This window comes from Rhizobium sp. ZX09 (genome assembly GCF_017357485.1).
GTDB lineage: Bacteria > Pseudomonadota > Alphaproteobacteria > Rhizobiales > Rhizobiaceae > Agrobacterium > Agrobacterium pusense.
The window spans coordinates 152,189-165,662 of record NZ_CP031365.1 but is presented as its reverse complement, the minus strand read 5'-3'; the positions used below and the strand labels follow the sequence as shown (position 1 = coordinate 165,662).

Annotated in this window: 15 protein-coding genes and 1 pseudogene; 8 read left to right on the top strand and 8 right to left on the bottom strand. The window is 54.6% G+C overall.

What is annotated here, in order from left to right:
- Window positions 1-15: 15 nt before the first annotated feature.
- Window positions 16-633, bottom strand: a complete 618-nt coding sequence (locus tag BTN45_RS25340; protein ID WP_207591756.1) for an SCO family protein — start codon at window positions 631-633, stop codon at window positions 16-18.
- 79 nt (window positions 634-712) lie between these two features.
- Here BTN45_RS25340 and BTN45_RS25335 point away from each other — a divergent pair, with 79 nt between their 5' ends.
- The 3 genes from BTN45_RS25335 to BTN45_RS25325 are packed head-to-tail and all read left to right on the top strand — an operon-like array spanning window position 713 to window position 2,879.
- Window positions 713-1,273 carry a disulfide bond formation protein B gene (locus BTN45_RS25335; protein WP_244712779.1) on the top strand — a complete coding sequence of 187 codons (561 nt, stop codon included), beginning with the start codon at window positions 713-715 and terminating at the stop codon, window positions 1,271-1,273.
- Window positions 1,270-1,932, top strand: coding sequence for a thioredoxin domain-containing protein (locus BTN45_RS25330; protein WP_207591755.1), 663 nt, complete (start codon window positions 1,270-1,272; stop codon window positions 1,930-1,932). The genes BTN45_RS25335 and BTN45_RS25330 overlap by 4 nt, the downstream gene beginning before the upstream one ends.
- A gap of 23 nt (window positions 1,933-1,955) precedes the next feature.
- Window positions 1,956-2,879 (top strand): cation diffusion facilitator family transporter, encoded by a 924-nt coding sequence (locus BTN45_RS25325; protein ID WP_207591754.1) that lies wholly within the window; start codon window positions 1,956-1,958, stop codon window positions 2,877-2,879.
- A gap of 2 nt (window positions 2,880-2,881) precedes the next feature.
- Here BTN45_RS25325 and BTN45_RS25320 read toward each other — a convergent pair whose 3' ends face one another.
- The 4 genes from BTN45_RS25320 to BTN45_RS25305 form a co-directional block, all read right to left on the bottom strand.
- Window positions 2,882-3,940: an NAD(P)/FAD-dependent oxidoreductase gene (locus tag BTN45_RS25320; RefSeq protein WP_207591753.1), complete on the bottom strand. Its 1,059-nt coding sequence runs from the start codon at window positions 3,938-3,940 to the stop codon at window positions 2,882-2,884.
- Window positions 3,941-3,966: 26 nt separating this feature from the next.
- The gene (locus tag BTN45_RS25315) at window positions 3,967-4,137 is read right to left on the bottom strand and encodes a hypothetical protein (protein ID WP_157951666.1); all 171 of its coding nucleotides are present in this window, start codon (window positions 4,135-4,137) and stop codon (window positions 3,967-3,969) included.
- A gap of 3 nt (window positions 4,138-4,140) precedes the next feature.
- Window positions 4,141-5,223, bottom strand: a complete 1,083-nt coding sequence (locus BTN45_RS25310; protein WP_169594716.1) for a murein L,D-transpeptidase family protein — start codon at window positions 5,221-5,223, stop codon at window positions 4,141-4,143.
- A 214-nt stretch (window positions 5,224-5,437) separates the two neighbouring features.
- The gene (locus BTN45_RS25305; RefSeq protein ID WP_207591751.1) at window positions 5,438-5,971 is read right to left on the bottom strand and encodes a hypothetical protein; all 534 of its coding nucleotides are present in this window, start codon (window positions 5,969-5,971) and stop codon (window positions 5,438-5,440) included.
- Between the two features lie 640 nt (window positions 5,972-6,611).
- Between BTN45_RS25305 and BTN45_RS25300 the strand changes: the two genes are divergently transcribed.
- From BTN45_RS25300 to lspA, 3 genes are all read left to right on the top strand, one after another.
- On the top strand, window positions 6,612-6,860 hold the full coding sequence (locus BTN45_RS25300; RefSeq protein WP_037094252.1) for a hypothetical protein: 249 nt from the start codon (window positions 6,612-6,614) through the stop codon (window positions 6,858-6,860).
- 163 nt (window positions 6,861-7,023) lie between these two features.
- Complete coding sequence (locus BTN45_RS25295; protein ID WP_207591910.1) at window positions 7,024-7,539, top strand: transglutaminase-like cysteine peptidase; 516 nt, start codon at window positions 7,024-7,026, stop codon at window positions 7,537-7,539.
- 269 nt (window positions 7,540-7,808) lie between these two features.
- The gene (lspA, locus tag BTN45_RS25290; protein ID WP_246751772.1) at window positions 7,809-8,318 is read left to right on the top strand and encodes a signal peptidase II; all 510 of its coding nucleotides are present in this window, start codon (window positions 7,809-7,811) and stop codon (window positions 8,316-8,318) included.
- A gap of 50 nt (window positions 8,319-8,368) precedes the next feature.
- Here the strand turns inward: lspA and BTN45_RS25285 are convergent, their stop codons facing one another.
- Window positions 8,369-8,878, bottom strand: a complete 510-nt coding sequence (locus BTN45_RS25285; RefSeq protein WP_035228721.1) for a hypothetical protein — start codon at window positions 8,876-8,878, stop codon at window positions 8,369-8,371.
- Window positions 8,879-9,001: 123 nt separating this feature from the next.
- On the opposite strand from BTN45_RS25285, the gene BTN45_RS25280 reads away from it, so the two are divergent.
- Entirely contained in the window at window positions 9,002-9,418 is a 417-nt protein-coding gene (locus tag BTN45_RS25280; protein ID WP_035228718.1) for a helix-turn-helix domain-containing protein, read from the top strand.
- A gap of 229 nt (window positions 9,419-9,647) precedes the next feature.
- Here the strand turns inward: BTN45_RS25280 and BTN45_RS25275 are convergent.
- A pseudogene (locus BTN45_RS25275) lies at window positions 9,648-10,517 on the bottom strand (Nramp family divalent metal transporter); the annotation flags it as partial.
- Window positions 10,518-10,591: 74 nt separating this feature from the next.
- Window positions 10,592-11,943, bottom strand: a protein-coding gene (locus BTN45_RS25270) for an IS3 family transposase (RefSeq protein ID WP_111794956.1) whose coding sequence is annotated in 2 segments (ribosomal slippage) — window positions 10,592-11,607 and window positions 11,607-11,943 — 1,353 coding nt in all. Because the reading frame shifts where the segments join, the coding sequence is not laid out codon by codon here.
- Window positions 11,944-12,022: 79 nt separating this feature from the next.
- Between BTN45_RS25270 and BTN45_RS25265 the strand changes: the two genes are divergently transcribed.
- A complete protein-coding gene (locus BTN45_RS25265; protein ID WP_207591909.1) occupies window positions 12,023-13,354 on the top strand; it encodes an ATP-binding protein in 1,332 nt (443 codons plus the stop codon).
- Window positions 13,355-13,474 lie beyond the last annotated feature (120 nt).

Sequence of the window (13,474 nt, the reverse complement as noted above, 5' to 3'; positions counted from 1 at the left end):
GGTTGAAGTTCTGGCTTACGAGCCGGTCATCAGATTGCGGATTTTCTTCATGCGAACCTCGCGGGATTCATGCATGTCGAGCGTGCCTTTGAAGCTACCATTGGCGTCCATCATGTATACGCCAGCCGTATGGTCCATTGTGTAGCTTCCATCTTCGGTCGGAACCTTGCGTGCGTAGGCGGAGAAAGCTTTGACAGCCGTCGCTGTTTGCTCCAGCGTTCCCCGAAGGGCAAGGATTCGACGGTCGAAGGATGACATGTACTCGTTCAGCAACTGCTGAGTATCTCTCTCGGGGTCAACGCTGATGAATACAACATTGAAACCGCTCGCAGCGGGCCCGAGTTCATTCATCAGGTCACTCAACTCGAACAACGTTGTGGGGCAGATGTCTGGGCAGTGCGTAAAGCCAAAAAACGCCAAATACGGCTTTCCCTTGAGGACAGCGTTATCGATCACTTGGCCCCGGTGCGAAACTAACTCAAATGGGCGACCGATCGCAGGGGTAGAAGACGCGTCCGGCTCACCAACACGTTTGCCGCCACCCGACTGCAGCAAATAACCTATAATCAGTAGCAATGTGAAGATCGCAACCACACACCACGCCACAACTCGAAACGCTCTGAGAGCTTTCATCTAATTCCCTGCCGACATTCACCCTGAAGAACCTCTTAGAGTAGTCCTAATCCCTCTAGTAGCTTGAGGTTCAAGGCAAGTGGCGAAGAAAATCGCAATTCTCCTCAGTCATGTCGCTGTCATCCACATCGGACAGAAAGCGCCCTTGACCCTCAAGCTACTAGAGGTTTCATACTGGCAAGCATCAATGAACGACGGGAATGGCAGAGCAGTGGTGAAATCTAACGACGGGGCATGGCTTGCGATCTTTAGCGCGTGGATGATTGCCATGAGTTCGACGCTCGGCGCATTGTTCATCGGTGAGGTCATGGGACAAATGCCATGCGATCTCTGTTGGCACCAACGAGCCTTCATGTTTCCACTGGCAGTCCTGCTCGCCGTCGCCGCCTTCCGCTCTGATGCCCGTGCCTGGATCTATGCAGTTCCGCTGGCAGCGGTGGGATGGTTGATCGCGGCATTTCACAACCTGCTCTACTTCAATATCATCCCCACGGCCATCAAGCCTTGCGGCCAAGGGCCATCCTGCTCGGGCGCGGGTATGCTCCTCTTCGGAACCCTCCCCATTCCGCTCCTGTCGCTTGGCGCGTTTACCGTCATCATCGCCCTACTTCTAATCGTGCGCCGGAGAACACCAGCATGAACAGACGCACTTTCGTCATCGCTTCGGCTTCAGCTGCGATCGCAGTTTTCGCAGGAGGTGCCGCCCTCTATAGTGGGCTCACTCCAGAAGCTGAGCCAGCGCCCTCCCCAATGCCGGGGAACAATACCCTTGTCAGAATGCACTCGCCGGTCATGGGGCCGGTTTCGGCGCCTGTGACAATTGTCGAATTTTTTGATCCGTCATGTGAGGCGTGCCGGGCATTTTATCCGCTCGTAAAGCAGATGATGGCGCAGACCGGAACCGACGTGCGGCTCGTCCTGCGATACACCGTATTCCACGAGGGTTCCGACGATGCCGTGCGCATATTGGAGGCCGCGCGCAAACAGAACCTGTTTGAACCGGTCCTAGAAGCGATACTGGAACAGCAGCCGGTCTGGGCCGACCATGGCAAGCCAGATCTGCAAAAGGCATGGCAGATTGCGGCAATGGCCGGACTTGATGTCGAGCAGGGCAAGAAAGATGCGGTGTCCCCCGCGATCGACAATATTCTTGCCCAGGATATGGCGGACGTTCAGGCCAACAATGTGAAACAGACCCCGACATTTTTCGTGAACGAAAAGCCTCTCACAGAGTTCAGCCCGCAAGGTCTTTTCACTATGCTGAAAGCTGAAATCGATGCCAGCAAGGCAGGATCCTGACTTCGGAGACCGGACCGGAATTCATGAGCGGACATCACCACGATCATGAAGCAGATGCAGGAGACAAGCGTATAGGGGGAGCAATTCTCGTCAACGTGCTCCTTACTTTTGCGCAGATTGTCGGCGGCATCTTCTCCGGCAGTCTTTCCCTGATCGCGGATGCGCTCCACAACTTCAGTGACGCTGCATCACTTGTGATTGCGTATGGTGCACGTCGGATCGCGCGCCGTCCTTCTGACGAAAAGATGACGTTCGGCTATGTTCGCGCCGAAATCGTCGCATCGCTGATCAACTACACGACTTTGATCGTCATTGGTCTCTATCTCGTGTATGAAGCGGTCATGCGGTTCATCACACCTGCGCCGATCGAAGGGTGGACGGTCGTGATCGTCGCAGGCATCGCGCTCGTCATCGATTTGACCACAGCCATGCTCACCTACACCCTTTCAAAAACCAGCATGAATGTCCGGGCCGCTTTCTTGCACAATGTGTCGGACGCCCTTGGATCGGTGGGTGTTATCATCGCCGGCACGCTTGTGCTGATATACGGCTGGACATGGATTGACCCAGCGGTCACCCTCATGATCGCAGGCTACATACTCTGGCAGGCCTTCGCTGAGATCGGAGGATCGATCCGGATCCTGATGATGGCGGCGCCTGAGGACGTAAATGTGAACGAACTTGTTTCAGACATGCGTTCCGTCGAAGGCGTCCAGGAGGTGCACCATGTCCATGTGTGGCGGATCGATGAAGATCACAAGGCATTGCAAGCGCATCTCGTTGTGACGGATTTATCTCTGCGCAGTGCTGCTGAAGTGAAAGCCGCAGTGCGAAAAATCCTGCGGGACAGGCACGGTATCGACCACAGCACTCTGGAGATCGAAACGCCAGAGGACGGTTGCGAAGACGGCCTGCAGGTCATCGGTCATAATGTTGTAGAAACCTGAGACTAGAGGCTTCGCAGGCACCGTTGACGGATATGCTCAACGATGAAGGCCGCATCGTCAGCCACACCCGCGATCAGGCCAGAGGCACGGTTCCGCTGCCATGGACGTCCTACATAGTAGAGACCGTCAACAGGCGAAATCCCGTTGGAGTGAATTGGGGCAGCCCGAGCATCCACCGCACCTTCGACTTCAATCCAAGGGAGCTCATCGGCATAGCCTGTCGCCCAAACTATGGATCTGATGTTCTCGCTCGATCCGTCGGCGAAACTTACCCTGCGATCATGGATCGCAGCCAGTCTCGGCTTCAGGATTACCCCCGACCGCCTGAGTGAAGCATCGTCATTGCCGCGAGCAGGAAATGGATCCTCACGCCTCATCCTTCGTCCGATGATCCCCTGCGCGGATGCCTGGAGAAGGCCGAGCTGCCCCAGCCATACCCACAAACTGCGTCCGAGGACCTTCTCCGGTAAAAGTCTGCGCTTTCGCCCGCGTGCAAGCAGCACCTTTTGAAACCCAGCCATCGCGATTGCCACGTCCCTGCCACTCGCGCCATCTCCTACTACAAGAACAGGGCCTTCCGCCACCGAGCCCGGATTGCGGAACTCGGTTACGTGCATCTGCTGAATGTCAGCAGGTAGCAATTTCGACAATCCAGGAATTCGCGGTGTTGAAAATGCCCCCGTGGCAACGATGACAATATGACTTGTGAGACGATTGCCGTCTTGCGTTGACGCCACAAAGAGACTGCCTGCCTTCTCAAGTCGGACGACCTTCTTCGAACTGCTGACCGGAATTTTATGGAAGGAAGCATACCGCCGCAGATAGTCAGCAAACTCATCCTTTCCAGCATAGCCATTTGCATCACCAACCAGGGGCATACCCGAGAGCGCGCTGATGCAGCGAGGTGTAAAAAGTGTGAGGCTGTCATATCTGTTGCGCCAGCTGTCGCCGATTTTTGTGCCAGCATCAACAATCAAGAAGCTCAGGCCCTGCCTCTTCAAGGCGTATGCCGCAGCGAGCCCGGCTTGCCCCGCCCCTATAATCAGGATGTTGGTCCGCATTGTATTCTCCTCAAGCAAGATCGTCGTTACCCATCAACGGCTGGGGAGGTTACGGTTCCGTTGGGTTCAGGCCTTGCCTCTCGACCAATATGCGAGAAGCTCAAGAAAAACACCGCCACAACAAAAATCGTGAGCACTGCCAACACAATCCAGTTATTGCGTCGTATCTTCTTAATCCGCTCATCGGGCTGGGCCATAATTCAATCTCCCGCACTTGGGGTAGTCACCCCGTCGCCGGACCTGGCCTTCTTTTTCTCGAAGGGGTCAGCCAGCGCCGCATCTGGTCTGCTAACCGGATATTTTGTGCCCGAGATGCGAGCCGCAAGTCGGGCCGGACCCTCTTTCTTAAGGAGTGCGCGGAAACTTGGATGCATCCCGCCATCCACATAGGACGACACCGTGGAGCCGCCGGCCTGTTGAAGCGCAGCCTCAAGCCTTTGGGTTTCTTCGGCCATGCGGGCTATCAGAGCAGGATCAGGAGAAGCGGCGCTTGCGGGGCAAGCCTCCAGTGGGTCAAGGGGCTCTCCGCCCACGAACTCTTTGTTGAACATGTAGCGGCGACCACACACCGAGACTTTTGGTTGCTGACGGGTCAGTTCGAAATAGTCGTATCCCTCCTTCAGAGTCCGCCAGAACGACAGGTTTTGATTGTCTTTGTGCAGCGCCATGTTTTCCGTCGTCATCCGGAAAGGATAGGCCTGAACCTGGAACCGCTCCTGTCCCGATGAAAGTGCCTTGGCGACGATTGCATATATCTCACCAACGCCCTGGTCTGTCAGCGCAAAGCAACCGGAAGAGGAGCAAGCACCGTGGACCATCAGCGCCTCGCCGGTATAGCCGAGTGCCGTCTCAAGCCTGTTTGGATAGCCCAGGTTGAAAGATACATAGTACTGCGATTTAGGATTCAGCATGCCTTTTGAAACGTGGTAAAATCCCTCTGGCGCTTGGCGGTCACCTTCCTTGACCTTGGGACCTAGCTTCCCGGACCACCTGCACATCGGATATGTCTTGAGCAACGCGTAGCGCCCACTTCGGTCGATCTTCCAGACCTCGAGCTCGCTTTCCTGCTTGAAGATCCTGATCAGGACGGGGCTTTCTGCTGCCATCCCCTTCTTTGACATCTCTGCCAGCATCTTGCTCGACAGTTCGGGGGCCATGCTGGACAGGTCGTCTAGCCCCATGTCTGAAACACATCCGGATAGGGGGATAGCTATAAGGGCTCCAAGGCAGGCATTCCGCGCGATCAGAAGTGCTCGCCGATTCAAATTCTGAAACCAATTCATTTCGTCACTCTTCGCGCTTTCAATGAAACCGTGCCGACATCACCAATAAGGTGCCGAGCGCACCACGGCAGCCGGCAATACAGGAAGGGGGGCACGACCGCACGACGCCGCATCGAACAAACCCTTAGCCACCGGTACAAATATAGGACCTCAAGTAACTAGAGCTACAAGGGGCAGCCCCAGGAAAGGCTAAACGCTCCTCCCACCCAACCATCTACTCATCTTTGGGCACGGGACCAGGCACAACATCGAGCAGAGATTTATCAACCAGCGGGGTTACCTTCATTGGGTTTGCTCCGGAGGTGCGCATCCGCTCCAGATCTGCTGCAGTGAGGTAATCGAGCTTGGTGATCAGAGTTTTATAGTAGGCTTGCAGACCAATCCGCTTGTTCATCCGCGCCACCAGATCTAACCTTAAGGCATCGGCGGCGAATTCGGGGTCTGTGAGCACCGGTCCAGACAACAGTGTCGCGATCAATTCGTCCGTCAGTTCTGCCTCCGGGCTGGGACTAGCACGCAGTGCCTCGGCATTTGCGGTCAACGTCACTTCTGCAACGACGTAACCGTCGACCTTTCTCTCCCGAATAATCGGGACGGTCACCATCGCCGATTTGACCACCTCATGTTCGGTTAGCCCGGGAGACTGCGTCTCAACCTGTTTGGGCGCTGGGGCCCACTGGAAACCAGCGTAGACAGCAACCAAGCACACCAAGACACACCACGCTCCGGAGCATGCAATCTTCCACATTTACTAATCTCCATGAGGATCAACCGGAGCTACGCCGGGAGCCTCCACCGATCGCTGTGCTGCCATCGCATTCAGGCGTGATTGGACAGTGCTCGATCCCTTAGTCGATGAGAGCCGCTTTCAAGCCGCGTGTTGGACATAGTCCAACGCAGCAGACACCTGGTTACGATCTCCGGGCGGTATTAACGGTAAGATCAGGCTCGGGGAGGAGGATCAAGGGGATCAATGCCTGCAAAGACACGGAACCGATTTGGTGAAACTCTGTAGGCAGAGAGCATTCGTTCCGAAATTGCAGCGCTTTCCTGCAGGCAAGCCAGAAGCTCGTGAGAATGCTCGACCAGATGCTGGCATTTCGCGTGGGTACCAGCAGACGCAGTCCCTTGATGGACGGTTCTGGATATCGTCGCCCCGGAGATGAGATCCCGTGCGACTGATCCATGCGGACTCACAATAGCGACTGCCAACAGCAGTGCCATACACAAAATCCGAATCGATTTTCCAAGCCGCGACATCATCACACGTCACAATTAACCTGTCTGAGATTGCCTGAAGCTGGTGCACAGGCACCGCCGCACAATGGAGGACGCAGACAATAAGAATTGATTTCCCCGTATGTGACCATAGCCTCTAGAGTCGAGATATGATCGGTTCAGTCGCACATATCTCGAAAAAACTTGGCATGATCGCTGCGTTTTCGCTGGTGGGATTTGTGTTCGTCAAGGCTGTTTTTGCCGTCGTTTGCTGGGGCATAGGACATGACTCCTTCGAGGCCATCGCGGGCATCGTCTCATCCATCGGCCTTGGGGGCTGGATCGGCATAGAGGCCTATCTGTCGTTCACAAGCTGGCGATCTCATAAAAAAGTGCCTGAATTCGACACAGGCCGATAAAATTGCACTGAATTTCTTTGCGTGATGATCGTGTTCGATCCGCATAACTCGTCCCAACACATAGGGACGAGTTATGACCTTCAGATTCCTGCTCGCAATTTTCGCCATAACGTTCATTTCGACAGGCGCCGCTTGGAAACCGGAAGCGGCAACATGGGATTCCATGCCTGTCGCCGGGGCGACGTCGCAACCGATCGGCCACTTCGAATTTTGTAAAAGATATCCCGAAGAATGCCAGCCTAACGCTGCAGATCGCGCAAGCCTGAAGCTCACAGAGGAAATCTGGAATAGCCTCGTTGAGGTCAACCAGGTCGTCAATACAATTCCGGCTATCGAGGATATCGAGATCTATGGCGTCGAGGAATTTTGGAATTATCCTACCACCGCAGCCGACTGCGAGGACTTTGCTCTGCTGAAGCGCAAGCTTTTGATGAGGCGCGGGATCGCGGTCTCCAATCTGCTGATCACAGTTGTACTTCAACCGGACGGATCCGGGCATGCTGTTTTGACGGTGCGGTCGGAAATAGGCGATTTCATTCTCGACAACTTGCGTGGTGAAATCAGAAATTGGTCGGAAACAGAATATACATATCTCAAGCGTCAGGATTCCCGCAATCCTGGCAAATGGGTGAAGATCAGGGACGGTCGAGACACAACAGCGGTCAGCGGCATTCGCTAATCGAGGTGACAAATTAGACCGGCCGATCCTGCAGCAGTCAGCCGGGTGCCTGACGAGGTGAAACCTCGCAATGATTGGCGCCCTAGCTCAGATGATGAGCCCCGGCCGCCACTACACTTTTCCTTGATGCAGCAACTGGCACAAAATTTTGCACTTGAAGCTCTAGTTCCTAGAGGCCGCATGGCAAACCAAGTGAGCGTGAAATCCCGCTCGCGGCAAATCTGCCAAATCGTAGCGAATGTAAGAGCGTGCTCAGTCTGGAACCGAAAATGCTGTTCTCGAAAAAAGCCATGTTCAGGCTTACCGTCATCGTCCTCGGGGTTACCGCAATCTGCGGTATCGATCTGTCCGTCAAATTCGTCATGGCGGAGCTTCTGGCAACCCCGACTGGAACAATCGAGTTGACCTCTTTTTTCAACCTCAAACTCACCTATAACACGGGCGTTAGCTTCGGGTTATTTTCGGACACCATCGTGTCAGCGCCCCGTTTGTTCGCCACACTTCAAGGGGGCATCGTAGTCGGAATCGTCATTTGGGCAGTATTCGCCAACAGTGTCCTGGAGGGAATGGCCATAACGGCCATGGCTGGGGGTGCGAGCGGAAATGTGGTTGATCGTTTGATGAACTTGAGGGTTACCGACTATTTGGATTTCCACGCCTCCGGGTGGTCATGGCCTGCCTTCAATATTGCAGATGTGTTCATCGTTTGCGGTGCCATTGTATTTGTGGCGGCGTCGGTAGTTCAGACGAAAAACGAGCATGCGTCCACGAACTCCTGACGGGGTGCGGCGCAAGGAAAAGGCGTCAACTCTCGGTTTTGTAGTAGCCTTTATTCGCGATTTGGTTCTCCATGGTGATGATTAGTTTCCGCGGCATCTGGAGCAAGAATATCAAGCGGGACAGCACGCAAGGTACCGTCATCGAATTTTAGCGTCATCGTTGCGGCTTTCGGAGGACCCGAATTTCGCATCAGTGAAATGAAAACCGTATCCTGTCCCATGTCCAGTTCCGCTTTTCGGGGGATCACGACGTAGGTGTCCGACAGCGGCACTTGTTCGAAGCCCTTGGATTTGGCCATCGGGCTCACGAGTGTTGCAGTCGAGTACCCTGTGACGTTGACAGAGACAATCGCCATGTCATCGGGCGTACCATTGTAGACAGTGACATATGCTTTATCCGTGACCCCGTCCGGCGCTAAGACCAGTTCGGCATGTTCGATAGTCAAGGCGTCGTAGTCGATTTGATGAGGTTCATTTGTCACGTTAGCCCAGGCGCCGCTCTGACCGGCGAAAAGAAATGCAGTGGCTGCCACACACCAACGTTTTGCTTGATTTGCCATTTATAAATCCTCACATGTTCCGAGCCATTGCTTACATACCTCTCGGTTGTTCGAGGGTTCAGGTTCGCGTGATGGGCTAATTTGTCGCGGCCTGCACCTGCCGCATTTGGAGAGGGAGGTAGCATGCTCACCATTGGAGATCTGTCCAGGACCACGGGTGTCAAGGTACCAACGATCAGATATTATGAACAGATGGGGCTGCTCTCACCGCCGGAACGTTCTGAGGGCAATCAGCGACGTTACTCGAAGACCGAGCAGGAACGCCTCTCATTCATTCGACATGCCCGCGACCTTGGATTGACGATCGAAGCTATTCGCGAGCTTATAGAGCTGAGCCAACATCCCGAAAAGCCGTGTGCAGAGGCCGACAAGATAGCTGCCGAACAGCTTGTGACAATCCGACAGAAGATCGAGAGATTGAAGAAGCTGGAAGCCGAGCTGGAACGGATCTCAACACACTGCCATTCGAATCAAGTGCGCGATTGCTATGTGATCAGGGCCTTGGCAAACCACGATATGTGCACCACCGAGCACGACTGACTACAGCATTTCACTGCCCAAATACTGAGTACACGGCGATCCCACTTGGTACCGATCTGAATGATCGGGGCGATTGGTGGCGAGCTCCAAGTCGCACAGATCGTCCAGACCAAGAGACTGCATCAGGGGTCGCAATCGCCAAGTTCGTGAGGGTCACATCAGGCTGCCCGCCAGCTCGCGGAGTGCGTGAAAGTCCTCCGGAAGTGATGGGCAGCTCGGTGCGAACGCATCAGGAAACGAAATCGACCAACAGCTTCAGGTTCAGCAAAGCGATCACGATTGCGATGATCCAGGCCAAAGCCGAAAGCCATAGAGGTGCCTTCATCTCTCCCATCTTATCTGCGTCGGCTGTGAACATCACCAGTGGGAAAACCGCAAAGGATAGTTGGAGGCTAAGCACGACCTGGGTCAAGATCAGAAGCTGGGCAGTGCCGCTGTCTCCGAAAGCTATCGTGACCCCTGCTGCGGGTATGATGGCGATCCCCCGGGTGATCAGACGGCGGAGCCAAGGTGCAAGCTGGATCTTCAGGAACCCTTCCATCACGATCTGACCCGCAAGCGTTGCCGTCACCGTTGAATTGATACCGCAGCACAAAAGGGCGATTCCGAACAATGTCGGTGCGACGGCCAAACCGAGCAACGGGGCTAGCAGACTATGAGCCTCACCCAGTTCTGCGACCGAAGTCCGCCCGGTTTCGTGGAACGTAGCGGCCGCCAGAATGAGGATCGAAGCATTGACGAGCAGAGCGAACATCAATGCGACGGTAGAGTCGATCGTCGCGAATTTCAGAGCCTCGCGCTTTTCAGGCAACGTATCGCCAAAGTCCCGCGTCTGCACGATACCGGAGTGGAGGTAGAGATTGTGCGGCATAACGGTCGCACCGAGTATGCCAAGCGCCAGATAGAGCATGTCGGGATTGGTGATAATCTCTGTCGTTGGAGCAAAGCCGAGGATCACCTGACCCCAATCCGGATCGGCAAGAGCGATCTGAACCGCAAAGCAGACGGCGATAACGCCGAGCAAAGTTATGACCAGCGCTTCGACCCAACGGAAGCCAAGCTTTTGCAGGTAAAGGATCAAGAATACGTCCAGAGCAGTTGTCCGTCGTCGAATGATTTGAGACTTTTTGGGCTTTGGAAGAATGGAGTTTCGGGCTCGGTTAGCTGGTTAATTTAAGCCGCTTTGGCCTGGTGGTTCAAGCGGCGCTGTCTGATGGTTTCTCGTTTGATCCTTTCACGTTCGAGCAGGATTGTTTGGCCGCGTCCGAAGTAGACGTCGGCGGGCGTGAGATTGTCGAGGCTCTCGTGGTATCGGCGATGGTTGTAATGCTCGACGAAAGCCGCGATCTCAGCTTCGAGGTCTTCCCGGAAGAAGTAGTTTTCCAATAGGATGCGGTTCTTCAGCGTCTGATGCCAGCGTTCGATCTTGCCCTGTGTTTGCGGATGGCCGGGAGCGCCATGGACCTGGTCAATCTTGTATTTCTCAAGCCATTCACCGAGATCGGAAGCGACGTAACACGGACCGTTGTCGGACAGCAGGCGCGGCCTATGTTCGACCTTGACCTTGTCGCAGCCTGAGGCGGCCAGTGCCAGGTCGAGCGTGTCGGTGACATCATCGACTTTCATGCTGGTGCACAGCTTCCACGCAATGATGTAGCGGGAATAATCGTCGAGGATGGTCGACAGGTAAAACCAGCCCCAGCCGATGACCTTCAGGTAGGTGAAGTCGGTTTGCCACATCTCGTTCGGCCGCGTGGTCTTGTCCTTGAACTCGTTGTTGGCCTTGATGACGATATAGGCTGGCGAGGTGACCAGGTCATGGGCCTTGAGTAGGCGGTAGACCGAAGCCTCTGAGACGAAATAGCTTTCCATGTCGGTGAACTTCACCGCCAGCTCGCGTGGCGACAGATCGGCATGATCGAGCGCGAGTGTGATGATGCGATCCCTGATATCGTCGGGGATACGGTTCCACACCCGTGACGGCGCGGATGTCCGGTCTTCCAACCCCTCAACACCGTGGGTCTGGAAGCGATCATACCAGCGATAGAAGGTTGGTCTTGGAATGCCGAGCTTGTCGAGGGTTTGCCTGGCTGGCAGATGAGACCCCTCGACAAGCCGGATGATCTCGAGCTTTTCGGTGGCGGGATATCTCATTCTTCGTCGCCCCCATCCGCGATCATGCTTTTTTTAAGCAGGCGGTTTTCCAGGGTGAGGTCGGCCAGCGCCTCTTTCAGGTCGCGGCTTTCACGGCGCAGCGCCTTGACCTCGTCACTGGTGGCCGAACGGGCGGTGTCACCAGCAAGCCGCTTCTTGCCAGCTTCGAGGAATTCCTTCGACCAGCTATAATACAGGCTCTCGGCGATCCCTTCGCGGCGGCAGATCGCGGCAATACTGTCTTCACCGCGCAGACCTTCCAGCACAATGCGAATTTTCTCCTCCGACGAATGCAGCTTGCGCGTCGCGCGGCGAATATCCTTGATCGTCTTCTCGGCCGACGATGTCTGCGGCCCGGTTTTCTGTCTCATCTTCGCTTCCTTTGAATGAGCTACGATGAGCCGAAAATCCTCTCTTCTCAATTAAACCAGTTCTGTCTCATAGGCGTTGATGGCGGACAGGCTTGCTGCCATTTACATCGGTCTCTTCGCAGCTGCTTATCTGGTCGCCAACACCATAGCGTACCAGATGGTGATGGGCTTTCTTGATGATCGGCTGAACGCGAACGTAATGGAACGGTATCGGGAAATTTCTTCCGCCTATGAGGCAAAAGGAATTGCCGGCGCCATCGAAATGATTGAGAGCCATGGGCCCGCCATCAGAGGTGAAGAAACAGTTTACACCCTCCGCGACCCCTCTGGCTCATCAATTGCTGGTAACGCTGAGTTAGCGAATGTTCCTCAAGGCTTTTCAGTTCAGCCCCCTGGTGGGCTACTTGCGGCCACTTCCCATTATAAATTGTTCCGCGGATCGTTGGGAGAATATGACCTAACGGTCGGTATCAGTTACGGCGATACGGATCACTTGTCCGGGATCGTCATGACAAGCTTTGGCTGGGCAACTGCGATGATCGTCGCAGTGGGCATTCCTGGCGCTGCTCTGCTGGCTTATATTAATCGCAAAAGAATTTCCACACTTTGCCGCACAGCTCACGAAATAGGGCATGGCGAGCTCTCCAAGCGGCTTCCTGTCTCGACCCGGATGGACGACATTGATGTGCTGTCGACAGAAGTGAACGTGGCACTGGCTCGTCTCGAGGCAAGCGTTCTCGCCATGAAGCAGGTCACCACAGATGTCGCGCACGATCTGAGAACCCCCATCGCTCGTACCTTTCTAGTTCTTAACGATGCCCTGCAGCTCACCAACACTCAAGAGATAAAGGCAGGTATTGACCTGGCACTCTCTGAGCTACAGTCTATTGCCAACACTTTCGACGCGCTTCTTCGAATAGCGCAGATCGAAGCTCGCAATCGCACTACAAATTTTATCTACTTCGATCTTAAAGCCCTGGCGCTTGAACTCTACGAGGCCTACGAGGCTGTTGCTATCGAATCTGGCTACAGCCTTTCAATTATCGTCGAGGAAGCTGACTGCTTTATACTCGGTGATCCGGCGCTTATACGGCAATTGCTAGCAAATCTACTGACAAATTCGCTGAGACACACCCCAGCTGGTACCACGATCTCGTTGGAAGTTCAGCGTGAAGCGGATACAATCCGCCTAACCGTCTCCGATGATGGCCCGGGTATACCCGAGGAAGAGCATGAAAAGGTCTTTGAGCGATTTTATCGTCTTGAGAAAAGCAGGACCACATCCGGCTCTGGGCTGGGTCTCAGTATGGTCAAAGCAATCGCAGAGCTTCATGGCGCGCGACCACAAATTGTTCACTGCCCACACGGACTAAAAGTAGGTATCACTTTCACAAGCGTTGATACAGATTGAAAGAACTGACGCGTCCGAGAGGAAACCTATTTCTTAGGGTTATGCTTATGAATTCTTATAGCAGACGCATGAGACGCAGTCTTCGACCGATAGTCGTTCGGCGAGCAAGACGGTCTCTGA

Coding starts and splice junctions, on each gene's coding strand:
- BTN45_RS25330 (WP_207591755.1), top strand. CDS start 1,270: ATGAACAGACGCACTTTCGTCATCGCTTCGGCTTCAGCTGCGATCGCA.
- BTN45_RS25320 (WP_207591753.1), bottom strand. CDS start 3,940: ATGCGGACCAACATCCTGATTATAGGGGCGGGGCAAGCCGGGCTCGCT.
- lspA (WP_246751772.1), top strand. CDS start 7,809: ATGCTGTTCTCGAAAAAAGCCATGTTCAGGCTTACCGTCATCGTCCTC.
- BTN45_RS25295 (WP_207591910.1), top strand. CDS start 7,024: ATGCCTGTCGCCGGGGCGACGTCGCAACCGATCGGCCACTTCGAATTT.
- BTN45_RS25285 (WP_035228721.1), bottom strand. CDS start 8,878: ATGGCAAATCAAGCAAAACGTTGGTGTGTGGCAGCCACTGCATTTCTT.
- BTN45_RS25280 (WP_035228718.1), top strand. CDS start 9,002: ATGCTCACCATTGGAGATCTGTCCAGGACCACGGGTGTCAAGGTACCA.
- BTN45_RS25325 (WP_207591754.1), top strand. CDS start 1,956: ATGAGCGGACATCACCACGATCATGAAGCAGATGCAGGAGACAAGCGT.
- BTN45_RS25315 (WP_157951666.1), bottom strand. CDS start 4,137: ATGGCCCAGCCCGATGAGCGGATTAAGAAGATACGACGCAATAACTGG.
- BTN45_RS25265 (WP_207591909.1), top strand. CDS start 12,023: ATGGCGGACAGGCTTGCTGCCATTTACATCGGTCTCTTCGCAGCTGCT.
- BTN45_RS25305 (WP_207591751.1), bottom strand. CDS start 5,971: ATGTGGAAGATTGCATGCTCCGGAGCGTGGTGTGTCTTGGTGTGCTTG.
- BTN45_RS25300 (WP_037094252.1), top strand. CDS start 6,612: ATGATCGGTTCAGTCGCACATATCTCGAAAAAACTTGGCATGATCGCT.
- BTN45_RS25310 (WP_169594716.1), bottom strand. CDS start 5,223: ATGAATTGGTTTCAGAATTTGAATCGGCGAGCACTTCTGATCGCGCGG.
- BTN45_RS25340 (WP_207591756.1), bottom strand. CDS start 633: ATGAAAGCTCTCAGAGCGTTTCGAGTTGTGGCGTGGTGTGTGGTTGCG.